The sequence below is a fragment of the Streptomyces sp. ID05-39B genome (assembly GCF_033794725.1).
Taxonomy (GTDB): Bacteria; Actinomycetota; Actinomycetes; order Streptomycetales; family Streptomycetaceae; genus Streptomyces; species Streptomyces bobili.
This window is the reverse complement of the sequence record NZ_JARGEF010000007.1, coordinates 1-23,086: the sequence shown is the minus strand read 5'-3', so window position 1 is coordinate 23,086 and position 23,086 is coordinate 1. Positions and strand designations below refer to the sequence as shown.

Below are 23,086 nucleotides of genomic sequence, written 5' to 3'. Positions count from 1 at the left end.
CTGCACGCTTCACCCCATCAGGTGACGAAAGGCGCGTTCACCCCACCGGCGGCGGCACCAGCCCCTTCCTGAACGCGTAAAGAACCGCCTGTGCCCGGTCGTTGAGCCCGGTCTTCGTGAACATGTTGTTGATGTGCGTCTTCACGGTCGCCGTGGAGACCTGCAGTTGGCGGGCGATCTCACGGTTGCTGAGCCCTCCGGCGATCAGGACGAGCACCTCGATCTCCCGTGCCGTCAGCCCGTCAGGCGGACCGACGGGCGCCGCCGGCTCCGGTTCGGGCGCCGACAGATGCTCCAACAGCCGCCGTTGGACGCCTGGCGACAGTCCCGCGTCCCCCGACAGGACGCTCTGCACGGCCCGCACGATCTCGTCGCCGCCCGCGTCCTTGGTCAGGTACCCCCGTGCACCCGCTCTGAGCGCGGGGAACAAGGACTCGTCGTCGCCGAAGGTCGTGAGCACCACGACCTGGGTGCCAGGATGCTCGGCCCGGATGCGCCGGGTCGCCTCTACGCCGTCACAGCGGGGCATGCGCAGGTCCATGAGCACCACGTCCGGGGCAAGCTTCCCGACCAGCCGCACCGCCTCGTCCCCGTCTCCTGCGGCGCCCACGACCTCGATCCCAGGCAGCAACCCGAGCAGCATCACGATGCCTTCCCGCACAACGGTCTGGTCGTCCGCCACCACGACCCGGGCGGGCTTCGTCTCCGACTCCTCGGTCATGCCGGCACCTTCAGCGTCACCACGAACCCTTCGTCGTCCGGTCCCGCCTCGAGCGAGCCTCCCAACAATTCGGCGCGCTCCCGCATCCCCAGCAGACCGTACCCGCCTCCCACTCCGGTGAGTTCGCCCGGCGAGCCACCCGAGTCCCGTATCTGCAGGATCACTTGGTCCGACCGATAGTCCAGGTGCAACTGCGCCTTGGCCCCCTGGGCGTGCTTGCGAACGTTGGTCAGCGCCTCCTGGGCGACCCTGCGCACGGCCTGCGACGCCTCGGCCGGCAGCGGTCTGCGTTCACCCGCCACCGTGACCTCAGCACCGCCGGTCGCCCGCACAAGCCCCGTCAGAAACTCCTCCAAAGGCGTCAGCTCACCCCGCAGCGCGGAGAGCGCCTGCCGTGTCTCCTGCAGACCGTCGCGGGCCATTCCGCGCGCGGCGACCACCCGTTCGAGAATGAGCGCGCGGTCCGCACCTCGCTCGATCATCAGCCGGGCCGCCTCCAAGTGCACGAGTTGCGCAGAAAGGCTGTGGGCCAGCACATCGTGTATCTCCCGGGCAATACGGGTGCGCTCGGCGAACGCGGCCGACTCCGCCTCCGCGACACGAGCTGTCCTTTCCTGGGCGAGTAGCCGCTGGGCATTGCCCCGGGCCTCCGCGTCAAGCCGGAGCGCGTACCCAGCGAGGGCCATACCGCCGGTCGTGGCTGCGGCGGTCAGCCATCCGTCCCCGCTGAACACGGCGAACGAGGCGAAGCCCATGCCCGCCGGGAGCAGCGCGGCCGCCAGAGGCAGTCGCTCCAGAGCCGCAATGGCGCACCCGCACCACAGAACAGTGGCGGGCGTCCCGAATCCCACGGCATGGACAGCGGCGGCAAGCCCCAGCAGCAGGAGCAGGAGGCTCAGGGACGGCCACAGCCGGTGTCCGAGTGTGAGACGGAAGAACGCCCAGGCCAGCAGCCCGGCCATCAGGAATCCACCGATCCCGGCGGCTGCGGTCCAGCCACGGACGCGGTTGTCGTGGAGTGTGCTCCAGAGCAGGACGCCGGCCACCAGGAGCCGTACGGCCCAGGCCAGCAGGCGCCTCGGCCGCGGGATCCCTTCACGGCCGAGTGCCTCACGGGAGGGCCAGCGCAGGAAGGCGTCCTCCATCACACGGGCTCCTTCCACAGAGACAGAGGCACGCCATCACCGTACGTAAGGGCGGAGGCCGAGGCCGGGGTCCGGTTCAGGGGCTGCACGTGCCATGCCAAGAGGCCGGACCGGACGAGCAGGGTGGCGGCCAGAGCGAGTATCCAAGCCGAGCTGCCCTGGTGGACGCTCATCATCGCGCCACACGCCAAGAGGCCCGCGCGCAGGCCGATACCTGCCGTCCAGACGACCACGCTCGCCTTGGTGCTCTTGCTCCGCACCGCGCCGTCCGTCTCCACCCGTATGCGCGTGGTCCAGGACCAGCCGGCGCCCACGGCCAGCCCCACGAGCAGACTGGCGGCGAGTATCGCAGCGGACGCCGTGGGGTGGTCGGCACCGAGGAGGTCGGGCTCGCGCAGGGCCACAAAGGCCAGGATGCCGGGCAGCACCCACCAGCGACGGTCGGAGTCGACGCGGCCGGCGTGGAACTGCCACACGATCGCCAGAGCGGCTACGGCCGCGATCAGCAGTGCGTTGACGAGCCAGGCCATCACAGCCTCCGTGGGCGGAAGAGGTCGCCGACAGCGAGTGCCGCCGACGCCTTCGACGCTACGGAAACGGCCAAGCCCGGAGATCGGCCCCTGGGTGGATCATGGGTGGATTTCAGCGGGCCGCGCTCTCCACCCACGGGTGGAGGCTCAGCCGGCGTGGAGCCCAGAAACCGGGTGGGGCCGACCTGGACACCATGTCGGCCCCACCCTTACGAGCACTGTCCGAACGACAGCACCCGGCCCTGATCAGGGCCTACGCGTCGATACGCGACCGGTCCAGCGTCGCCGCCGAACTGGAGATGAACTCCTTGCGCGGCGCCACGTCGTTCCCCATGAGCAGGTCGAACACCTGCTCGGCTGATTCCAGGTCGGAGAGGTTGATGCGGCGCAGGGTGCGGTGCCGCGGGTCCATCGTGGTCTCGGCCAGCTGATCGGCGTCCATCTCACCCAGACCCTTGTACCGCTGGATGGAGTCCTTGTACCGGACGTTCTTGCTCTGGAACTCCATGAGCTTGTCACGAAGCTCGCGGTCCGAGTACGTGTAGACGTACTTGTCCTGCCCCTTCTTGGGCTGGACCAGCTCGATGCGGTGCAGCGGCGGCACCGCCGCGAACACCCGGCCGGCCTCCACCATGGGCCTCATGTAGCGCTGGAACAGCGTCAGCAGAAGGCACCGGATGTGGGAGCCGTCCACATCGGCGTCGGTCATCATGATGATCTTGCCGTAGCGGGCCGCGTCGATGTCGAAGGTCCGCCCGGAACCCGCTCCTATGACCTGGATGATCGCGCCACACTCGGCGTTCTTCAGCATGTCGGTCACGGACGACTTCTGGACGTTGAGGATCTTTCCCCGGATCGGCAGGAGCGCCTGGAACTCGGAATTCCGTGCGAGCTTCGCCGTACCGAGCGCGGAGTCGCCCTCGACGATGAACAGCTCGCTGCGCTCGACGTCGTCGCTGCGGCAGTCGGCGAGCTTGGCCGGCAGGGACGAGGACTCCAGGGCCGTCTTGCGGCGCTGGGCGTCCTTGTGCTGCCGGGCCGCGATACGCGTGCGCGCGGCGGCGACCGCCTTCTCCATGACGACCCGTGCCTGGGCCGCCGCGTCCCGCTTGGTGGACGTCAGGAACGCCTTGAGTTCTCTGGAGATCACGGTGTTCACGATGCGGCGGGCCGCCGAGGTGCCCAGGACCTCCTTGGTCTGGCCCTCGAACTGGGGCTCGGCGAGCCGGACCGTGACGACGGCGGTCAGACCCTCCAGAGCGTCGTCCTTCACGATGTCGTCCTCGGCGACGCGCAACAGCTTCTTGGAGCGCAGCACCTCGTTCATCGTCTTGACGACGGCCTGCTCGAAACCGGCGACATGGGTGCCGCCCTTGGGAGTGGCGATGATGTTGACGAAGGACCGGAGAGTCGTGTCGTACCCGGTGCCCCAGCGCAGCGCGACGTCGACGCCCAGCTCGCGGGTGACCTCCGTCGGCGTCATCTGGCCGTGGTCGTCCAGGACCGGGACCGTCTCCTTGAAGGAGCCCTGACCGGTGAAGCGGAGCACGTCGCAGACGGGCTTGTCAGTGGCCAGGTACTCGCAGAACTCGCTGATTCCGCCGTCGAAGCGGAAGGACTCCTCACCCTTGCTGCCCCCGTCGCCCAGACCGTATTCGTCGCGGACGACGATCGTGAGGCCGGGCACCAGGAAAGCGGTCTGGCGGGCGCGCTGGTGGAGGTGCTCCAGGGAGAGCTTGGCGTCCTTGAGGAAGATCTGCCGGTCGGCCCAGTAGCGCACGCGCGTGCCGTTGCGGGCCTTCGGGATCCGCTTCGTCTTGCGCAGACCGCTCGCGGGCTCGAACTTGGCGTCCGCTCCGTCACCGGCGAACACGCCGGGGACGCCACGGCGGAAGCTGATCGCATGGGTGTGCCCGCCTCGGTCGACCTCTACGTCGAGCCGGGCGGACAGAGCGTTCACCACCGAGGCACCGACGCCGTGCAGACCGCCCGAGGCGGCGTACGAGCCACCGCCGAACTTGCCGCCGGCGTGCAGCTTGGTCATGACGACCTCGACACCGGACAGGCCGGTCTTGGGCTCGACGTCGACGGGGATGCCCCGGCCGTTGTCCCGGACCTCGACGGAGGCGTCGTCGTGGAGGATCACCTCGATGTGGTCACCGTAGCTGCCGAGAGCCTCGTCGACGGAGTTGTCGATGATCTCCCAGAGGCAGTGCATGAGACCACGGCTGTCCGTCGAGCCGATGTACATACCCGGGCGCTTGCGTACGGCCTCGAGGCCTTCGAGGACGAGCAGGTGCCGCGCGGTGTAGTTGGAACCGTCCCGGTCTGCTCCTGCCAGCAGCGCTGTGGACGGCACGGACGTATCGGCGGTCACGCGTTTCGCTCCTCGCTGAATTTCAGATGGGCCCTCACTGGGTAAGGGCGCGGCTTGGGTCGCCGCAAAGAGGGTACCGAGGCCTGGTAGAGCCGTTGTCACGCCACCCTCCCCCGAACTCACACTAGTCCAGCGTCGCATGCGTGTTCGATCCCTCGATGGAGTGAAGTACATATCACGTTCCCTCGGAGGCATGAACCATTTAGGCTCCGGGCACGTCCTCATGAACAAACCGGCAATCCAGCCGGGAGGACCGGACCATGACCGACAGCGCGAAACCGTACGACACAGCCAATACGTAATACGGCACATTCGCCGCCAAACCGGCAGCAGACGGCCGCCTCGGAAGATTTTTTCGAGGAGAAGCCACGAGCGGGAACGTTTTGGGGCTGGTTGGATGTTGACCCTGGTACGACAGCTCGTCGAGCTAGAGAAGAGGCGACGTGACTACTGTTCTGACCCCCGCGAGCCCGATGACGGCCGCTGACCGCTGCGACCGCTGCGGCGCCCAGGCGTACGTACGCGTCGTCCTGCTCAGCGGCGGAGAACTGCTCTTCTGCGCCCACCACGGTCGCAAGTTCGAGCCGGAACTCAAGAAGATCGCCGCTGAGATACAGGACGAGACGGAGCGACTGACCGCCGTTCCCGCCTCAGAAGAAGAGCGCTGACAGATCGCGTTCAACGACGAGCGACCACCGGCACAGGCTGGTAGCGGGCGGTCGCCCCTGCGTCCCAGGGGCGACCGCCCGCACTCGTTCGAAAACCGGCTCAGCCCCCGCGTGACGGCCGCGCGGCGCCTGGCAGCGCGGCCTCCCAGCGCAGTGTTGTGACGATGTCGGACACCCGCGTGTAGACGCCGGGGCTGCCGGCCCGCCCACACCCGCTCCCCCAGGACACCAGGCCGATCAGGCGGCCCTGGGCGACCAGTGGCCCTCCGCTGTCTCCCTGGCAGGAGTCGCGGCCCCCCTGGGTCTCCCCGGCACACACCATCGTCTTCGCCCGGTACGAACCGTCGGCCGGCCCTGGGTACGCGTTCTCGCAGACGCTGTCCCGCAGCACATGCACACGAGCGGCGCGCAGCCCGTGAGCGTAGGAGCCGACCCCCGAGGTGTCTCCCCAGCCGTAGACCATGGCCTCGGTGCCCGCGGAGTACGCCGGATCACCGGCGCCTGTCATGGCGATGACCGAGGCGTGCGGCAGCGGCTCGGCCAGCTTGAGCACGGCGAAATCGCCGGAGTTGCTGTAGCTGTCGTAGGCCGGGTTCACCCAGATCTCCCTCACGGCGATCTCCTGACCCTCGTCCGAGTAGAGATCCGTACGGCCCGCCACGACCTTCAGGTCCTGCGCCGTCCTCGGGGGAACCCCGAGGACTTCCTCGCCCATGCAGTGGGCTGCGGTGAGCACTGTGGTCGGGCCGACCGCCACTGCCCCGCAGAACTGCCCCGACCGCATACCTCCGAACCGGTCACGGCTGGACAGGGCGACGGTCCAGGGGCTGTCCGACACATCGACCGGGAAGCCGCCCACCACGACACCGTCGGAGGCCGCCGGGACGGCGGACACCAGTGGTATGGCCATGACCGCGGTCACCAGGACCAACGGCCTGGTCAGCACCCGGACAAAGGGACGACGCATGCACGCTCCTCACTCAGGAGTGATCAGTGGACACCCAGAGTGATCCAGCCCGCGGCGCCGCGCACCTGCGGAGCAAGCCGAAAGGCCCGCCCCCCGAGGGGGGCGGGCCTTTCGCGGTCGTCCGCAGTCGACTTAGTCGAGGTAGTCGCGCAGCACCTGCGAGCGTGACGGGTGACGCAGCTTCGACATGGTCTTGGACTCGATCTGGCGGATGCGCTCGCGCGTGACGCCGTACACCTTGCCGATCTCGTCGAGGGTCTTCGGCTGACCGTCGGTGAGACCGAAGCGCATGGAGACCACGCCGGCCTCGCGCTCGGACAGGGTGTCGAGAACCGAGTGCAGCTGCTCCTGGAGGAGCGTGAAGCTGACCGCGTCGGCCGGGACGACGGCCTCGGAGTCCTCGATGAGGTCACCGAACTCGCTGTCGCCGTCCTCGCCCAGCGGGGTGTGCAGCGAGATGGGCTCGCGGCCGTACTTCTGGACCTCGATGACCTTCTCCGGGGTCATGTCGAGTTCCTTGGCCAACTCCTCCGGGGTGGGCTCGCGGCCCAGGTCCTGAAGCATCTGGCGCTGCACGCGCGCGAGCTTGTTGATGACCTCGACCATGTGCACCGGGATACGGATGGTGCGGGCCTGGTCGGCCATGGCGCGGGTGATCGCCTGACGGATCCACCAGGTGGCGTACGTGGAGAACTTGTAGCCCTTGGTGTAGTCGAACTTCTCGACCGCGCGGATCAGACCGAGGTTGCCCTCCTGGATGAGGTCCAGGAAAAGCATGCCGCGGCCGGTGTAACGCTTGGCCAGGGAGACCACCAGGCGGAGGTTGGCCTCCAAAAGGTGGTTCTTGGCCCGGCGGCCGTCCTCGGCGATGATCTCCAGCTCGCGCTTGAGCTTGGGGGCGAGCTTGTCGGCGTTGGCCAGCTTGTCCTCGGCGAACAGGCCGGCCTCGATGCGCTTGGCGAGCTCGACCTCCTGCTCCGCGTTCAGCAGAGGGACCTTGCCGATCTGCTTGAGGTAGTCCTTGACCGGGTCGGCGGTGGCACCGGCGGCGGCGACCTGCTGGGCGGGCGCGTCGTCCTCGTCGTCGTCGGAGAGAACGAATCCGGCGTTCTCCGTGCCCTCGGGCTCGTCGCCCGTCTTGGGGGTCGTCTCCTCGGCGGCCTCGTCCTCGACCAGCTCGGCGTCGTCCTTCTTGCCGGCGGTCTTCTTCGCAGCCGTCTTCTTGGCGGGGGCGGCCTTCTTGGCGGTCGCCTTCTTCGCAACCGTCTTCTTGGCTGCGGCCTTCTTCTCGGTGGCGGCTTCGTCTGTGGGGTCGTCCACAGCGGAGGCCGGAGCGGCGGGAGAAGTGGCGGTGGCCTTCCTGGTGGTCACCGTCTTCGCCGCGACCGTCTTGGTGGCGGTGCGCTTGGCCGGACTCTTCGCTGCGACGCTCTTTCGGGTGCGCTTGGGCTCCGCGGCACTGACCATCAGCGTCACACCCTCTTCCTCGAGGATCTGGTTGAGGCTGCGCAGTACGTTCTTCCACTGAGTGGCCGGAATCTGGTCAGCTTCGAAGGCCCGACGCACATCGTCGCCGGCGATCTGCCCCTCAGCCTTTCCCCGCTCAATGAGCGCCATGACAGAGACGGACTCGGCGATCTCAGGCGGGAGCGTACGGGATGTGCTGGCCGACACGAACAACCTCTCGGAACGTTGGAAAACGGCTTCCGGCCCCGTCCACTACGGACAGGAGCCGACCACCGGCCTTGGGGATGGGCCGACGGTGCGGGCGGGGGCCGGGAAGTTGCACAGCGCCTTGAACGGCGTCCGTATTCCCTCCGCGGCTGTCACCTCTTAGGTCATCGCGTTGCTTCCATGAGCGTTACGCCCAATCTTCGTGGCCCGAGTCACACCCCGTAAGCGCTCAAAAACGATCAGACAAGGGCAGATGAGGTCACCCGCAGTGTCTACCCACACCGATGCGGCCCAATCGGCCTCGACGCGCGGTCGGACCCCGCAGGCCCGTGACGGGTCCTGCGGGGTCCGACGGGAGGGCGCGGGGAAGCGGACGGCCGGGACGGCGCGGCGACGGGAAGGCGTCCCCGGCCGGTCCCCCCGAGGCGTGGGGTCAGTGCTCGCGGGGCGCCGGGACGACCCGCTCCACCTCGGGATGGACGGTGAGCAGCTGACGCATGGCCGCTTCGGCAGCGGCGCCGTCACCCGCCGCGAGAGCGTCGGCGATCCTGCCGTGGTGACCAAGAGATGCCTCGGTCGGGCGGTCACAGCCCGTGACCGGGCCGCCGGAGACCTGAAGGGCGGAGGACACGATGCCGGAGAGGTGCTCCAGCATCCGGTTGCCCGCGATCTGGATGAGCAGCGAGTGGAACTCGGCATCGGCCCGGGAATAGGTGAGCGCGTCACCCTGGCCCATGGCGTGCCCCATGATCTCGACCATGTCCGACAGTCGCTGCTGGACATCCTCGCGCCCGTGCCCGGCCGCGAGACGGGCGGCGAGCGGCTCGATCGTCCAGCGCAGCTCGCTCAGCTCGCGCCGCTGACTGTCACGCTGCGGGCCGAAGGCACGCCACTCGATGATGTCCGGGTCGAGGAGGTTCCAGTCACTCACAGGACGTACGCGCGTGCCGACGTTCGGCCGGGCACTGACGAGTCCCTTGGCCTCCAGGACCCGGAGCGACTCGCGGACGACGGTGCGGGAGACCTCGAAGCGCTGGCCGATCTCCTCGGGTACGAGTGGGCGGTCGGCACCCAGATCGCCGGAAACGATCATCTGGCCGAGCTGCTGGACGAGTTGGCCGTGCAGCCCGCGTCCGCGGCTGCCCGCGCCACGCCGGCCGACACGGCCCAGCTCAGGTTCCGCACTCTCCCAGACGGAGGAGCCGACACGGTCGGCTGCGGGGCCCTCCGCGAAGGGGTAGCGGTCGAGTTCGCCCGGGCCGGCCAGACCGGAGTCGGTGGAGCGGGCGGCGGTCATCATGGTGTGCGCAAGGGTACTCACGGATTCTTTGTCGGCGCCCTTTCCAACTCCCTTGAGGTCTTTGGTGAAAAGCACACGAAAGGGTGATCGCTCACCCCATCGCAATTGACGCCTTATCGGAAAGAAATGGGCTTTATCCGGGGAGTTGCGCACAAGCCGTTCCCAGATGGGCACGGGCGGTCGTCATCGGATGCGGCTGCGCAGGGTTGTGAGCACATACGCGCACAGCAGGCCGCTCAGCGACAACGCCAGGGCTCCTCCCACGGGTTGAGTGACCACGCGCAATGCGGCTGCGACATAGCGGTCTCCCCCGAGGGGCCACTGGGCGAGCAGCACCTCCCGCAGCCGCACCGACATCCCGGCGGCGGTCCGCACGGACGCGCTCTCCACGGCCTTCTGTACGAGCGGTACGACGGCCACCGGTACAGCGACCACCGCGGCGAGCCCTGCGGTGGTGGACCGGAAGACACCGGCGGCCAGGACACCGGCCCACCCGCAGCCGACCGTGAGCGCGAGCCAACTCGCACTCTGCTGCAGCCAGTCGGCGGGAACCTGCGCGAGTTCCCGTCCGTAGAGGAGATAGAGCACTTCGGCGTCGCAGCCCGCCGTGAGGATGGCGAGCGTCAGCGCGGTCAGGGCGGAGACGAGGAGCTTGGCGGTGAGCAGACCCAGTCTGCGGGGCACGCTCCCGCGATCCGCCGCCAGGGTGGGGTGGCGGAACTCGTCTCCGAAGGAGAGCGCACCGAGCAGACCCGCGCCGAGCGCGGCCGGGGGCAGCGGCAGTTGCACGGGCCAGGCTGCGAGCAGTCGTGCTTGCGTGGTGTGCCCGATACGGGCCAGGACGGCGGTGGTGAGGACGGAGACAAGGAGGACGGCGACTCCGGTGACGAAGCCGGTGCTGACGCCGCAGGCCCGGCGCAGCTCGTAGCGGAGAGGTCGGAGCGGGCTGGGGGCGGAGCGGACTGCGATGGGCGGTGGCAGGGCGGGCAGAGCGCCTTCGAGGGGGCGGGAAGGAGGCGTGGCGGAGGTGCGGGTGGGCTGAGTGGCGCCGACCGGGGAGTCGTCGGTGACGGTTGGGCGTGGGCTCGGCGGGCCGGCGGGTCCCGCTGTGCCTCCGGCGGCGGTGGGTCCGGTCCCGACGGCGCCGGGCGCGGTCGGTTCGCCGCCCCCGGCCGTCGTCACGGCCGGGGTGAGTTCTGGATCGGCGGTGGGCGACGGGGGCCGGGTTCCGGCGGAAGTAGCCGCGGTCGGGTTGTCCGGCGAGGTGCCGTCGACTGCCGCTGCGGACGTCGCGGCGCGGGACACGTTGCCGGAGGTCTGCGAGTCACCGGAGTCATGTGCGTCATGTGCGTCATGTGCGTCAGCCGCCGCATCCCCCCGGTCACCAGGATCAGCCCCGTCACCGGCATCACAGGGGGCAGGGGCGTCGGCGCGGGTCGGCTCCCCGCCCGAGCCACCGGTTTCCTGCCGCGCGGGCGTCGCGTCCGCGGGTCGGCCGCCGACTCCGGGGCCCATGTCGCCCACCTCAGCAGCAAGTTGGTGGATGAGGATGTGATGCCGGAACGCAACCTCTCCGATGTCGGCGCAGCTACTGCCGTACACGGAGAGGCGGTTGCCGTCCTCTTGCACGACCTCGACGGAGCGACGAGCGGTGCGCGCCTCTTTGGTGAGCAGGGCCGCCAGACGCACGGCATGCGGGCTGCGGACGGCGACCCGGGGGCGCAACCGGGTGCGGGAGAAGTACGCGGCCTCCTGGTCGGCGACGAGCCTGCCCTGATCCAGGGTGACGACCCGGTCCGCGGTACGGGCGGCCTCCTTGGGGTCGGGGGTCGTCGAGAGAACGGTCCCGCCCTGGGCCGCGTGCGCGCGCAGCAGGCCGTGCAGCCACCGGCTTTCGCGCTCGGAGAGCCCCTCGGCCGGGTGGTCGAGCACCAGGGTGTGCGGGTCGGCGAGGAGAGCGCAGGCGAGGCCGAGCCGACGGTCCATGCCGCGGGAGAGTGTGCCGAGGCGTTCGTCGCGCAGGCTGACCAGGCCGACCGCTTCGAGGACTTCGTCGGCCCGTCGGCCGGGAACGCCGGCGGCCGCGCACAGCATGCGCAGGTGGCCTCGGACGGAGCGGGCGGGATGGCCCGGCACATCGCCCAGGAGGACACCGACCTCCCGTGACGGGTGGGCGATGCGGTGCAGGGGCCGGCCTCTGAAGTAGGTGAGGCCACGGCCCTGTTGAAGTTCGAGCATCAGCCTCAACGCCGTGGTCTTACCCGCGCCCGCCGCTCCGAGCAGCACGGTCACGTGTCCCGCCCGCGCCTCGAAGGAAACATCGTCGAGCGCGAGCGGGAGGCCCTTGCGGGGATTGCTGGTCAGTCCGAAGGCCTGGATCACCCGTAGCAAGATAGCGCGCTATGTCCCGTTTTGGGGTATGGCGCGGCTGCCCGCGGGCCGGTGATCGTCCCGGCGCCCAACCGCCCTGATCGGCAAGGCGATCGACACCGACGCGTACTCCTCGGGCGGCGAGGAGCCAGGGCACGGGGCGAGGGGGCAGGGGGCAGGGGGCAGGCCAGAGGCTCGGTAGGCGGCACGGCGGGCGGCCCGAGGCGATGGACGCCGCCCCATCCGCGTGCCCGTGCGGGTGCGCCCGGATCAGATCTCGGGCCGCAGCATCGGCGGGTTGAGCAAGGTCGCGCCGCCGGCGCGGAAGAGCTGTGCGGGACGGCCACCCTGGCGGGTGGTGGTGCCGCCCGTAGGGACCAGGAAGCCCGGGGTGCCCGTCACCTTGCGATGGAAGTTGCGCGGGTCCAGCGCCACGCCCCACACCGCTTCGTAGACGCGGCGCAGCTCCCCGACGGTGAACTCGGTGGGACAGAAGGCGGTCGCCAGCGATGAGTACTCGATCTTGGAGCGGGCTCGCTCGACGCCGTCCGCGAGGATCTGCGCGTGATCGAAGGCAAGGGGTGCCACCGGTTCACCGTCACGGCCGTAGCCGCCCTGTTGCAGAAGCTCCTCGACCGGCGCCCAGCGCGCATTGCTGGCGTCGCCGCCTGCGCGCGGCGCGGGCAGATCGGGGGCGAGCGCGAGGTGGGCGACGCTGACCACCCGCATCCTGGGGTCACGCTTGGGATCGCCGTAGGTGGCGAGCTGTTCCAGGTGCGCGCCGTTGTCCTGGTCAGGGGCGGCGGGGCCGTAGGCGCGCAGTCCGGTCTCCTCGGCCAGTTCGCGGGCCGCGGCCTGGGAGAGGTCCTCGTCGTCCCGCACGAAGCCGCCCGGGAGCGCCCACCGGCCCTGGAACGGCGGCTCGCCCCTGCGCACCGCCAGCGCGCACAGGGCATGACGACGCACGGTCAGCACGACCAGGTCCACGGTGACGGCGAAGGGCGGAAATGCTGACGGGTCGTAGGGCATGCGGCGATCATAGTCGTCTTCCTGACGATAAACACTCCCTTCGTCGGCCGCTTCGATGACTGATCCCTCGTGGTCGCAAGCGTTCTTCACCACTCGCCCACGCGGTCGGCCAGGCTGCTGTCATGCCAGGTCAGGTGCCCAATCCCAGCCCTTCGGGGCCTCCTCGGCCATGGCCGGTCCCAGTCGGCCGCCCTCTGGGAAGGCGACACCGGAGACTGCGGTCACGTCAGGTCGAGTTCACCGAGAGGCGCGCTGCGCAGCGAGCACAGAGTCACGGTCCTGATCAGGGCATCGGGCCGGACGCCCGCCATCGCGGTCGGGAGGAGGACTCCGGCGGCGGCCACGGTGGCGGAGCAGCAGCAGGCGGCAGGGTGCGGAATGCGGCAGCGGGCGCTCCCCTCGGTTCGCCGCTTACTCAGCCCTGGGCCGCACGGTGGCCCTGTGGGCCTGCCTCACGCATCGGACAGGCCCGCCGGGCTGGGGATCACAGAGATAGCCGCCCCAGGAACCGACCGCCCCTGGGGCGTCCCCGGTAGCCCCCGCGGTGGCGCGTCTATCCGTACCGGATCACTTCTGCCTGTTGATCTCGTCGCCGTCGGCACCCCCGCTCCGCCGCTGTGCCGAAGCCCGGTCCGAGGTGCGGGTGCGCGAGCGCGTCCCGCCCTGCCCTGGCGTGGTGGGCCGCGTCGAGCCGGCGGAACGCACACGGCGCCGTCGCCGGCCGGCAGCCGGTGAAGGGATCTGCGCCGGTCCAGAAGCACAAACGGTCGCGCCACCGTCCTCATCAGAGGCCTCAGCGCGCTCGGCCTCGCCCCGGTCGCTGGTGCCGTCGATGCCGATTCCGTGGTTCTCAGCCCCCGCTGAGGCCGACGCCCCCGCCTCGGTCGGACAGTCCGTTCCCTCCCTTGTCTCCCCTGTCTCCTCGCCCCTGCGGACCTCTCGTTCGGAGCGCAGGCAACGACGGACCGACTCCGGGTCGAGGCCCTGGTTGCAGGCCTGGTGCAGGAGGCGGGCGAAGAGGTAGCCCGGGTCCGCGCCCAGGGCCATGGCGAGGGCCTCACGGGCCTCCAGCTCGTCGCCGGTGGACCAGGCGACCCAGCCGGCGAGGGTGAGCGGGGCCGCCGCGTGCTCCCCGTAGGGGCCGACGCAGCGACGGGCCAGCGCTCGCCAGAGGCGCAGGGCGGGTGCAGCTTCGTCGCCCTCCATCCACTCGGCGGCGCGGTCGCGGGTCACACGGTCCTGGAGGCCGAGGACGAGGGCCGCTGCCTCGTCAGAGGCCAGGAGTTCGTCGTCCCGACGGTCGGCGATGAGGGCGCCGGTCACCGTGGGTGCCTCGGAGAACCGGCGAATGACGCGTGCGACCAGCGCGATGGTCTCGTCCGCGACGGCCGCGCGGCTCACGTCGTGGAGCATCTTCGGGACCAGGGCCATGCCCGCGGTGTCGAGGGCCACTTCCTGTTCCACGGCGACGCCCGTTTCGAGCGGAAGCAGACGGGCCCTCAGCTCCCGTAGCGTGCCGCGTACCTGGATACCGGCGTACGTGGCGGCCGCGGCCAGGACGGATGTGCCCGGCAGACCCATCGGCGCTCCGTCGTCCGGGCAGCAATCCGCGCCCGAGCAGCAGTACGACCAGAAGCGGCCGTCCGAGATGCACAGCGCCTCGATCACCGGGATGTCGAGCCGACCGCATTCGACACGGAGCCTGTGCGCGAGTGGCTGGAGGCGCTGCCTCACCTGGCCGCCCGTCTCGCCCATCGCCGGATCCTGGCAGAGATACGCGACGATCTGTGCGGGGCGGCCTCCCCTGCGTTCGCTGCCGGCCACGAGTCCCTGTGCCAGTTGCCGGGCCACCGCGGGCCAGTCGTCGGGGTTGGCGGGGATACCGAGGCGGGCGCGGCCACCGAACCTGCCCCTTCCGCCCTGGTCGTGGAGGGCGACCAGCACGATGCTGTCCTCGGGACGGTAACCGAGCAGGTAGGGCAGGGCGTCGGCCAACTCGGCCGGGCTGCGCAGGGTGACCTGGTGCTCGGGTCCTTCGTCGCAGCCGGGGCGCCCGTCGTACGGGACGTGGCCTTCGTACGCGGTCTCCCGGTCGTGCGTCGTCTCCCGGTCGTGTGTGTCGGCGTGGTCGTACGTGGATTCATCGCCCTGCGCGCCCCCACGGCCGTACGCAGCCTGACCGTCGCACGACTCAGGACCGGTACATCCCTCACGTCCCGTGATGTCGCCGTTTTCGAAGGAACCAGTCGTTTCGCTGTGATTCGTCATGCGCAGACGATCTCGCAGAATGCGAGGTTCCGGTTGAGCCTGTGGATAACTCTGACCAGGGACACGTCACCGCATGGGCTGCGGGACGCCGTCCGACCTACTCCGCGAGCTCGTCGGAAGGAAAGCTCACCCCGCCGCGGCGAGGACCAGCGGGAGCACCCCCTCGGCGCCCGCCCGGCGGAGGAGGCGGGCGGCGACCGCCAGGGTCCAGCCGGAGTCGGTGTAGTCGTCGACGAGCAGCACGGGCCCCGGAGCGGCCCCCAGGGCGTCGGCCAGCTCCTCGGAGACGGTGAAGGCCGCCGAGAGGGCCCTGAGCCGCTGGGCCGAGTTGCTGCGGCGTACCGCGTGGGCGCCGCCCTGACCGGTGTACGCCAGGGTGCCCAGGAAGGGGAGGCGGCCGATGGTCGCGATGCCCTGGGCGAGGGAGCCGACCAGCTGCGGGCGGGCCAGGGACGGGACGGCGACGATCCCGACGGGCCGCGGCGAGGCGTCAGGCACGTTCGGTGCCCAGCCGCCCGGGGAGCGCGCCCAGTCGGCCAGGACGGACACCGCGGCTTTCAGGACGTCGTCGGGGACGGGGCCGTCGGGGGCGTTCTCCGCCAGCAGGGGGCGCAGCCGGTTGCCCCAGCCGATGTCCGAGAGCCGGCCCAGGGCGCGGCCGGTGGAACACTGCTCTCGGGCGGGAATACGCCCCTTGAGGTCGATGCCCAGGACGGGCATGCCCGTCGGCCACATCCGGCGCGGTTCGACCTCCACCCCGGGACGGTCCAGTTCCTTCGTCGCCCCCGTCAGGGCCTCGGTCGAGACCGAGGAGCCGATCCAGGCGCCGGCGCAGTTGTCGCAACGGCCGCACGGGACCGCGCCCTCGTCGTCCAGCTGCCGGCGCAGGAACTCCATCCGGCAGTCGGTCGTGCTGACGTAGTCACGCATGGCCTGCTGCTCGGTGGCCCGCTGCCGGGCCACCCAGGCGTACCGCTCGGTGTCGTACGTCCAGGGCCGCCCGGTGCTCTCCCAGCCGCCCTTCACCCGCTTGACGGCCCCGTCCACGTCGAGGACCTTCAGCATCGTCTCCAGCCGGGTGCGACGGAGGTCCACCAGCGCCTCCAGGGCCGGCACGGACAGTGGCCGTCCCGCGTCGGCGAGGGCCGCCAGGGTCTGGCGGACCTGCGTCTCGGGCGGGAAAGCGGTATCGGCGAAGTAGCGCCAGATGGCTTCGTCCTCCTTGCCCGGCAGCAACAGCACCTCGGCGTGCTCCACCCCGCGGCCCGCGCGGCCCACCTGCTGGTAGTAGGCGATCGGCGAGGACGGGGAGCCGAGGTGGACGACGAATCCCAGATCCGGCTTGTCGAACCCCATGCCCAGCGCGGAGGTCGCCACGAGTGCCTTGACCCTGTTCTGCTGGAGGTCGGCCTCCGCCTGGAGCCGGTCGGCGTTCTCCGTACGGCCCGTGTACGAGTCCACCGTGAAGCCGCGTTGCCGCAGGAAGGCGGTGGCCTCCTCGGCCGCGGCGACCGTCAGCGCGTAGACGATCCCGGAGCCCGGCAGCTCGTCCAGATGCTCGGCCAGCCAGGCCAGGCGGTGGGCGGCGTCCGGCAGCCGGACCACGCCGAGCCGGAGGCTCTCCCTCTCCAGGGAGCCGCGCAGCACCAGCGCCTCGCCCGCGCCTGTGCCCAGTTGCTCGGCCACGTCCGCGGTGACGCGCGCGTTGGCCGTCGCGGTGGTGGCCAGGACAGGCACACCAGGGGCGAGGTCGCCGAGCATGGCCCGCAGCCGCCTGTAGTCGGGACGGAAGTCATGGCCCCAGTCGGAGATGCAGTGCGCCTCGTCGACCACCAGCAGGCCGGTCGTGGCCGCCAGCTTGGGCAGCACCTGGTCACGGAAGTCCACGGAGTTGAGGCGCTCAGGACTGACAAGGAGGACGTCGGTCTCGCCGTGCTCGACCTCCTTGTAGATCGTCTCCCACTCCTCCGGATTGGCCGAGTTGATGGTGCGTGCCTGGATGCCGGCCCGCTCCGCCGCGTCCACCTGGTTGCGCATCAGGGCGAGGAGCGGCGAGACGATCACCGTCGGACCGGAACCGCGTCGGCGCAGCAGAGCGGTGGCGACGAAGTACACCGCCGACTTTCCCCACCCGGTGCGCTGTACGACCAGGGCCCGTCGGCGCTCCTCGACCAAGGCCGCCACCGCCTGCCACTGGTCCTCCCGCAGCCGCGCGCCCGGCGCACCCACCAGTTCGGCGAGGATGGCGTCTGCTTCGGTGCGGAGCTCCAGGTTGTCCATGCCCCCATGCAACCCGATGGCACTGACAATCGGCCACCTCACCCTGCGTGAGCGAGGGCGGACACGGCGGGCACGGCGGGCGTACGGTCGGGCCGCGAGGCGGCACCGCCTGGGCGCCGGTCGGGCAACGCCGGCTACCCAGCAGGTGAACGTGGGGTGTAGGGCCGGGTACGCGTCACCCTGTGCTCATGGGGTAAGGATATAAGACACTCTCCGCCATATAACGGTCGCCGACCCCAATTGCTCGTTGCCGCATCCAAGTTCGACAGGAAGAATTGAATTCCGCTCCCCCGCACGGCTCGCCCATGGTCCGGTAGGGCTCTGCTGCGGTGTGCGCGCCCCCGAATCCGACCCGCCCGCAGGTGTGGGCCGTAGCCGAAGGGAGGCTCGTGACCCTCGGAATCGCTCCGTCCTCGGCATCGTTGTCGACGTCCACGTCCGCCGCTTCCGCCACCCGCTTGCTCGAACCCGCGGAGTGGGCTTCGGCCGGCATTCCGCTGCTGCGCAGCCCGCGGGAGGTCGTCAGCGGCCTGCACGCGCGTCATGGGCCGAAGCCCGCCACGGCGATCGTGGCCGTGCTCGACCCGGACGAACGGCTGCTGGCCAGCGCCTCGTTCACGCGGCGACAGGCACAGGCCGACGGCTGGATGTTCCGCAACGCGCTGCTCTCCCAACTGCGCCGGGTCATTCCGCACGATCTGCGGCGCCGTACCCCGGTGCGCACCGCCGTGCTGCTCTACTGCCGTGAGGGCGACGGGCGTTGGACGGAGGAGGACGGCGCATGGATGTGGGGTCTGCGGGACGCGTGCACGCTGCACGGGCTGCGCTGCGGGGCGTACATCACGCTGACCAGGGACGGCTGGCAGGTCCTCGGTGAGGGCCGCGGGGGCCGTCGTCCCCACGCCGATTCGGAGCCGGAGCCCTTCGCTCTGTCCGAGGCGCCGCCGCCGTTGCCGCGGACCGGCGGCGCAGCCTCGGAAGTACTGCGCCGCGCGGCCGCCCGCTGAGAGCTGCCGACTCCCCGCCGGTCGGCAGAAACGATCCGCCTTCACCCGGCGAGGGCCGTGAGCACCGTGACCGCACACCCTGCGCAGCGCGAGGTCGCGCCGCCATGAGCGGACACCGAGGACGCGGCACCAGGCACGTGGCACCGCTCGTGACGGTGTCCGCCCGCGGCACGACGGCACGCCCGTTCCTCATGACGCCAGAACTCCGCGTGACGACCGCGCGCGGCACGACGCCACGCCCGTTCCTCATCACACCAGAGCTCCGCGTGATGCCAGAGCTCCGTGCAGGCCTCACCGAGGCCTGCTGCGCACCCCGGTTCGGCGCGCGCCACTGTGCACTGCCCAGTCCGCGCAGGCGAAGACGGGAGATACCGCCAGGGCAGCGCCTTCCACACCCGGGCGCACCCGGACGACCCGGAGTGGGCTCAGATGGCTGCGCTTAGCACCGAGTTGATCTCCTGCGGGTCACCACAGACGATCAGCAGGGCACCGGCCCTCGCGCGGGCCGAGGGCAGTGCAGTGGCGCCGGCCGTGGCAGAGCCACCGTTGACCGCCACGACGACGACGGGACGCACCGTCGCCCGTTCCAACGCGGCGACGTCGGCGTAGAAGACGTCGTCCCCCGTGTCGTGCTGCGCCCAGTAGGACGCTTCACCGAAGGACAGTTCGTGGGCGGCCCAGGGGTGGAGTTCGCCGGTGGTGATCACCAACACCTCGCCCGGGGCGCGGCCCGACTCGAGAAGCAGGTCGACGGCCTCTTCGGCGGCGTCCAGCGCACCCTCGGCCGAGGCCGGGATCAGCTGGATCTGAGGAGTCGCCGAAGCGGACACGGAAGCGGAAGGGGTGGCCGGGGCGGAAGGCCCGGGCGTGGGGGCCACATCGCGCGGCGTGCGCTGCACGGGCGGCGTGGGCCGGACAGGACCAGGCCGACCGGGACGCGACGGAGCCGCGGGACGGGGGCCGGGAACGGGACGAGGGGTCGGCGCGGTACGGCCACTGGCCGGAGTGGCGCGGGGACCCTGGGCACTCTCGTGAATCTGAGGCTCCTCGGGAATGAGAGGCATGGGCTGATATCTATCAAACGTTGATGCGGCTCGCGCCAGCGGGTGGCACGTCAGTGCGAGCGGAACCGTCAGAAGTCGAAGCCGAGTTGGCCTTCGATCTCCGGAACACGTCCGTTCGCCCAGCTGCGGGCCTTCTTGAGGTGCCGCCACTGGGGCAGCGCATCAAGATACGCCCATGACAACCGGTGGTACGGGGTGGGGCCCCGCTCCTCCAATGCGGCCTTGTGCACGGGGGACGGATACCCGGCGTTGTCCGCAAAAGCGAAGTCTGCATGGTCGATACCCAGTTCGGCCATCATTTTGTCTCGCCGCACCTTGGCGAGCACCGAGGCCGCGGCGACCGCCACGCACGACTGGTCGCCCTTGATCACCGTGCGGACCTTCCAGGGGTCGCCGAGGTAGTCGTGCTTCCCGTCGAGGATCACCGCTTCGGGGCGCACCGGCAGGGCGTCCAGAGCGCGCACCGCGGCGAGGCGCAGGGCGGCGGTCATCCCCAGGTCGTCGATCTCCTCCGGGGAGGCGTGCCCCAGCGCGTACGAGGTCACCCACGTCTCGAGTTGCACGGCAAGCTGGTTGCGACGCTTGACGGAGAGGAGCTTGGAGTCGGTGAGGCCCTCGGGAGGGCGACGCAGTCCGGTGACGGCCGCGCAGACGGTGACGGGGCCGGCCCACGCACCGCGGCCCACTTCGTCCACGCCCGCGATGACCTTGGCCCCGGTCGTGGCGCGGAGGGAGCGCTCGACGGTGTGAGTGGGTGGTTCGTACGCCATGGCGGCCTTAGCCTACGCCGCCCGGATCACCCCGCGACACCCCGGCCCCCGGGACCGCACCAGTGATCGCCGAGTGCCCCGCCGGCCCCCGACTCGGCCCTCGACAGACGCAACAGGACGTAACGGGACGCAACAGCGGCAGCATGAGCTGGCCGATCAGCTCTTCGATCTCCCGGTCGCTCCATTCGCTGCCGCACATCTTGGAGCGGTACATCACCATGGCCGGGATCGGGTCCAGGACCCAGCCGTTCACCGCGTCCCCCCGGCACCTCGCCCCGATCGATTCCACGACTGGCGACCTGATGCAGAAGCCGCACGGTCGGCTCGACCACCCCTTCGAAGATCAGGGTGTGGCAACGCTTCACCCGGCTCGGGTCGCACTCGTGAATGATCGAGCACAACGCGAAGCCGGGCCGGGAGTACATGGCGGCCACCGAGGACACCAGCAGGACCAGCAACCCCACACCCGATACCAACACCAACTCCACCGACCCCATGACCACACCGCACTTCCATCGCAGCCGCTCGTCCCCGTCTCCACCTCCGCGCGCATACGTCGCACAGCGGATACCCGACCAACGCGCGGCCGGTCACGCAGAGTTCCCGCCAGGCACACAGAGTTCATATCGGCAGGCGGGCAAGAGCGGGTGGTGCCGTCGGCTGGTGTCCGCCCGCCCGCTGCTCAGTGGGACGTCCGGGCTGAGCCGCTCAAGCGGACCAGGGAACCCAGTCCGGGAATGTCTCCACTCGCTCCGCCCAGGCCGCGGGAGGCCTCCCCGCCTTTCCGGAGGCGATGACGCCGCCCACGATGGCGCAGGTCGTGTCCACATCCCCGCCGACCTGCGCGGTGGTCCAGAAGGCCTCCTCGTAGTCGCCGAGGGAGCGGGCCGCGGACCAGAGCGCGAACGGGACGGTGTCATGAGCCGTCGTACGCCGTCCGCAGCCCAGGACCGCCGCGACGGTGCCCGCGTCGTCGTAGTCGAGCATGTCCCGGGCCCGCCGCAGCCCCGCGGTCACCGCGCTCTTGGGGATGAGGCCGATGACGCCTTCCAGGAGGGCGTCCGCGCCGGGCGGTCCTCCCGGCGCCGCGGCCAGCGCGGCGGCCGCGGCGACGGCCATGGCGCCGACCACGGCCTCCCGGTGCTGGTGCGTGGGGTAGGCGGAGATTTCCGCCTGGTGCGTCGCCTGTTCGGGATCATCGGCGTACCAGGCGCCGAGGGGGGCGATCCGCATGGCGGCGCCGTTGCCCCAGGAGCCCTGGCCGTTGAACAGGGCGGCGGCGAGTTCACGCCAGTCGCCGCCCTCGCGGACCAGTCGCAGCAGCCGGTTGACGGCGGGACCGTAGCCCCGGTCGAAGTTGTGGTGCGCGGCGAAGGAACAGGCCAGGGCGTCCTGGTCGATGCGGTGGTGGGCGGCCAGCACGGCGACGACGGAACAGGCCATTTCGGTGTCGTCCGTCCACTGCCAGCGGCCGGGCGGAAGTCCGCGGTCCTTGAGGAGCGGGTAGTGCGCGGGCACGAAGAACTGCGAGCCCAGCGCGTCCCCCACGGCGAGTCCGCGCAGGGCCCCCAGGGCCCGCGTGAGGCGTCCCTCGGGGGAGGGGTCAACGGTCATCGCTCTGCCACTCTCCAGTGATTCCGTACGGCTCCGGATCTCGCCAGCGGCCGAACGGCCGGTCGAGGGCGTACTTGCCGTCGTCCCCGAGAACGAGCATCCGCATCTCGGCGTTCCCCGGATTCGACAGGGACTCGAACTCGGCGACCGTCCAGTGGAACCAGCGCATGCAGAACAGCCGCATGGCCAGGCCGTGCGTCACGATCAGTACGTTCGGCGGGTGGTCGGGAGCCTCGAAACTGCGGAACAGGCTCTCCAGGAAGCCGCCGACCCGGTCGTACACGTCCGCCCCGCTCTCGCCCTGGACGAAGCGGTAGAAGAAGTGCCCGTACGCGTCACGGTAGGCCTTCTGAAGGCGGACGTCGTCGCGGTCCTGCCAGTTCCCCCAGTCCTGCTCGCGCAGCCGGGGTTCCTCACGTACGCGAATCAGGTCGGGGTCGAGGTGGAACTCGCGGAGGGTCTCGTGCGTGCGGCGGTAGGGCGAGACGTACACGCTGACCCTCTCGTCACCGAGGACCTCCCGCAACCGCTTGCCGGTCTCCTCCGCTTGTTGCCGGCCCCGCTCCGTGAGGGCCAGTGCGTGGTCGGGTTCACGCTCGTAGACGGTGTCATCAACATTGCCCGTTGACTCCCCGTGCCGGACAAGGACGATGCGCCGTGGTCTTGCCATGCGAAAACACTAGATCGGGTGGCGGCCGATCGAGCACTCGTGCGGCCTCCATACGGCGTAGGTCACACGAAATCCGCACCGGGGAGGCGCCCCGGCGGACAGGATCAGTGGATCCGGATCTCACACTGTCCAGGTGGGTTCCAGCTCGACGATGTCGCCGGTGAGGGCGGCGACGTCCGCTTCCGTCTGGGCCCGCAGGGCGAGCCGCTCTATCCGCTCGGCGCGGTACTTGCCGTGTTCGGCCAGTGAGCGCCACATCGACAGGACCAGGAACTCGTGGCCCGGCGCCTCGCCGAACATGCCGCGGATCATGCCGGGCGACCCGGCCATGGCCGGGTTCCACACCTTCTCCTGCATCAGCGTGAAGTGTTCGGCACGTTCCTCATGGACCCGGCACAGGGCCACCCGCACCAGGTCGGAGTCGGTGAAGCGGGGTTCGAAGCCCGTCTTCACGTCGAACCGGTGGTCGAAGAGCCGGACCTGGGCGTCCTTGAAGGTACCCGCCTGGGCGGTCGCGAGCCGGTCGTGGGAACGCGCCATGAAGGAGTCGTAGAAGGCGCGGCTCTCCCAGAACGCGAAGACATGCGCGACCGACGGTCGTCCCCTGCTCCAGCCCCCGCCCTGTCCCCGAA

At 70.3% G+C, this 23,086-nt stretch carries 18 protein-coding genes and 1 pseudogene; 2 read left to right on the top strand and 17 right to left on the bottom strand.

The window, feature by feature from the left end; all coding sequences use genetic code 11:
• Positions 1-37 precede the first annotated feature (37 nt).
• The 4 genes from P1P75_RS03400 to P1P75_RS03385 all read right to left on the bottom strand — a co-directional run bounded on the left by P1P75_RS03400 (position 38) and on the right by P1P75_RS03385 (position 4,773).
• Entirely contained in the window at positions 38-721 is a 684-nt protein-coding gene (locus tag P1P75_RS03400; protein ID WP_319251656.1) for a response regulator transcription factor, read from the bottom strand.
• Complete coding sequence (locus P1P75_RS03395; protein ID WP_319251654.1) at positions 718-1,869, bottom strand: histidine kinase; 1,152 nt, start codon at positions 1,867-1,869, stop codon at positions 718-720. Before P1P75_RS03395 ends, P1P75_RS03400 begins: the two co-directional genes overlap by 4 nt.
• A complete protein-coding gene (locus P1P75_RS03390) occupies positions 1,866-2,396 on the bottom strand; it encodes a DUF1453 domain-containing protein (RefSeq protein ID WP_319251653.1) in 531 nt (176 codons plus the stop codon). Before P1P75_RS03390 ends, P1P75_RS03395 begins: the two co-directional genes overlap by 4 nt.
• A 253-nt stretch (positions 2,397-2,649) precedes the next feature.
• A complete protein-coding gene (locus tag P1P75_RS03385) occupies positions 2,650-4,773 on the bottom strand; it encodes a DNA topoisomerase IV subunit B (RefSeq protein ID WP_319251651.1) in 2,124 nt (707 codons plus the stop codon).
• 443 nt (positions 4,774-5,216) lie between these two features.
• On the opposite strand from P1P75_RS03385, the gene P1P75_RS03380 reads away from it, so the two are divergent.
• Entirely contained in the window at positions 5,217-5,441 is a 225-nt protein-coding gene (locus tag P1P75_RS03380; protein WP_073492764.1) for a hypothetical protein, read from the top strand.
• Between the two features lie 100 nt (positions 5,442-5,541).
• Here the strand turns inward: P1P75_RS03380 and P1P75_RS03375 are convergent, their stop codons facing one another.
• From P1P75_RS03375 to P1P75_RS03345, 7 genes are all read right to left on the bottom strand, one after another.
• A complete protein-coding gene (locus tag P1P75_RS03375) occupies positions 5,542-6,408 on the bottom strand; it encodes a serine protease (RefSeq protein WP_319251649.1) in 867 nt (288 codons plus the stop codon).
• 132 nt (positions 6,409-6,540) lie between these two features.
• Positions 6,541-8,082, bottom strand: a complete 1,542-nt coding sequence (locus P1P75_RS03370) for an RNA polymerase sigma factor (protein ID WP_319251647.1) — start codon at positions 8,080-8,082, stop codon at positions 6,541-6,543.
• A gap of 433 nt (positions 8,083-8,515) precedes the next feature.
• A complete protein-coding gene (locus tag P1P75_RS03365; RefSeq protein ID WP_319251645.1) occupies positions 8,516-9,403 on the bottom strand; it encodes an FCD domain-containing protein in 888 nt (295 codons plus the stop codon).
• A 162-nt stretch (positions 9,404-9,565) separates the two neighbouring features.
• On the bottom strand, positions 9,566-11,764 hold the full coding sequence (locus tag P1P75_RS03360; protein ID WP_319251643.1) for an ATP-binding cassette domain-containing protein: 2,199 nt from the start codon (positions 11,762-11,764) through the stop codon (positions 9,566-9,568).
• 258 nt (positions 11,765-12,022) lie between these two features.
• The gene (locus tag P1P75_RS03355) at positions 12,023-12,781 is read right to left on the bottom strand and encodes an NUDIX hydrolase (protein ID WP_319251641.1); all 759 of its coding nucleotides are present in this window, start codon (positions 12,779-12,781) and stop codon (positions 12,023-12,025) included.
• Between the two features lie 567 nt (positions 12,782-13,348).
• Positions 13,349-15,049, bottom strand: coding sequence for a DUF4192 domain-containing protein (locus tag P1P75_RS03350; RefSeq protein WP_319251639.1), 1,701 nt, complete (start codon positions 15,047-15,049; stop codon positions 13,349-13,351).
• A gap of 126 nt (positions 15,050-15,175) precedes the next feature.
• The gene (locus P1P75_RS03345) at positions 15,176-17,329 is read right to left on the bottom strand and encodes a RecQ family ATP-dependent DNA helicase (RefSeq protein WP_319251637.1); all 2,154 of its coding nucleotides are present in this window, start codon (positions 17,327-17,329) and stop codon (positions 15,176-15,178) included.
• A gap of 389 nt (positions 17,330-17,718) precedes the next feature.
• On the opposite strand from P1P75_RS03345, the gene P1P75_RS03340 reads away from it, so the two are divergent.
• On the top strand, positions 17,719-18,336 hold the full coding sequence (locus P1P75_RS03340; protein WP_319251635.1) for a hypothetical protein: 618 nt from the start codon (positions 17,719-17,721) through the stop codon (positions 18,334-18,336).
• Between the two features lie 425 nt (positions 18,337-18,761).
• Here P1P75_RS03340 and P1P75_RS03335 read toward each other — a convergent pair whose 3' ends face one another.
• The 6 genes and pseudogenes from P1P75_RS03335 to P1P75_RS03310 form a co-directional block, all read right to left on the bottom strand.
• Positions 18,762-19,400 (bottom strand): hypothetical protein, encoded by a 639-nt coding sequence (locus P1P75_RS03335; RefSeq protein ID WP_319251633.1) that lies wholly within the window; start codon positions 19,398-19,400, stop codon positions 18,762-18,764.
• 68 nt (positions 19,401-19,468) lie between these two features.
• On the bottom strand, positions 19,469-20,170 hold the full coding sequence (locus P1P75_RS03330) for a ribonuclease HII (protein WP_319251631.1): 702 nt from the start codon (positions 20,168-20,170) through the stop codon (positions 19,469-19,471).
• A gap of 124 nt (positions 20,171-20,294) precedes the next feature.
• A pseudogene (locus P1P75_RS03325) lies at positions 20,295-20,598 on the bottom strand (TetR-like C-terminal domain-containing protein); the annotation flags it as partial.
• Between the two features lie 280 nt (positions 20,599-20,878).
• Entirely contained in the window at positions 20,879-21,784 is a 906-nt protein-coding gene (locus P1P75_RS03320) for an ADP-ribosylglycohydrolase family protein (protein ID WP_319251629.1), read from the bottom strand.
• Positions 21,774-22,454, bottom strand: a complete 681-nt coding sequence (locus tag P1P75_RS03315) for a histidine phosphatase family protein (RefSeq protein WP_319251627.1) — start codon at positions 22,452-22,454, stop codon at positions 21,774-21,776. The genes P1P75_RS03320 and P1P75_RS03315 overlap by 11 nt, the downstream gene beginning before the upstream one ends.
• Positions 22,455-22,574: 120 nt before the next feature.
• Positions 22,575-23,086, bottom strand: a 512-nt coding sequence (locus tag P1P75_RS03310; protein WP_319251625.1) for a DUF4937 domain-containing protein, incomplete at its 5' end; no start/stop codon positions are given.

Coding starts and splice junctions, on each gene's coding strand:
- P1P75_RS03400 (WP_319251656.1), bottom strand. CDS start 721: ATGACCGAGGAGTCGGAGACGAAGCCCGCCCGGGTCGTGGTGGCGGAC.
- P1P75_RS03390 (WP_319251653.1), bottom strand. CDS start 2,396: ATGGCCTGGCTCGTCAACGCACTGCTGATCGCGGCCGTAGCCGCTCTG.
- P1P75_RS03375 (WP_319251649.1), bottom strand. CDS start 6,408: ATGCGTCGTCCCTTTGTCCGGGTGCTGACCAGGCCGTTGGTCCTGGTG.
- P1P75_RS03355 (WP_319251641.1), bottom strand. CDS start 12,781: ATGCCCTACGACCCGTCAGCATTTCCGCCCTTCGCCGTCACCGTGGAC.
- P1P75_RS03350 (WP_319251639.1), bottom strand. CDS start 15,049: ATGACGAATCACAGCGAAACGACTGGTTCCTTCGAAAACGGCGACATC.
- P1P75_RS03345 (WP_319251637.1), bottom strand. CDS start 17,329: ATGGACAACCTGGAGCTCCGCACCGAAGCAGACGCCATCCTCGCCGAA.
- P1P75_RS03335 (WP_319251633.1), bottom strand. CDS start 19,400: ATGCCTCTCATTCCCGAGGAGCCTCAGATTCACGAGAGTGCCCAGGGT.
- P1P75_RS03330 (WP_319251631.1), bottom strand. CDS start 20,170: ATGGCGTACGAACCACCCACTCACACCGTCGAGCGCTCCCTCCGCGCC.
- P1P75_RS03320 (WP_319251629.1), bottom strand. CDS start 21,784: ATGACCGTTGACCCCTCCCCCGAGGGACGCCTCACGCGGGCCCTGGGG.
- P1P75_RS03315 (WP_319251627.1), bottom strand. CDS start 22,454: ATGGCAAGACCACGGCGCATCGTCCTTGTCCGGCACGGGGAGTCAACG.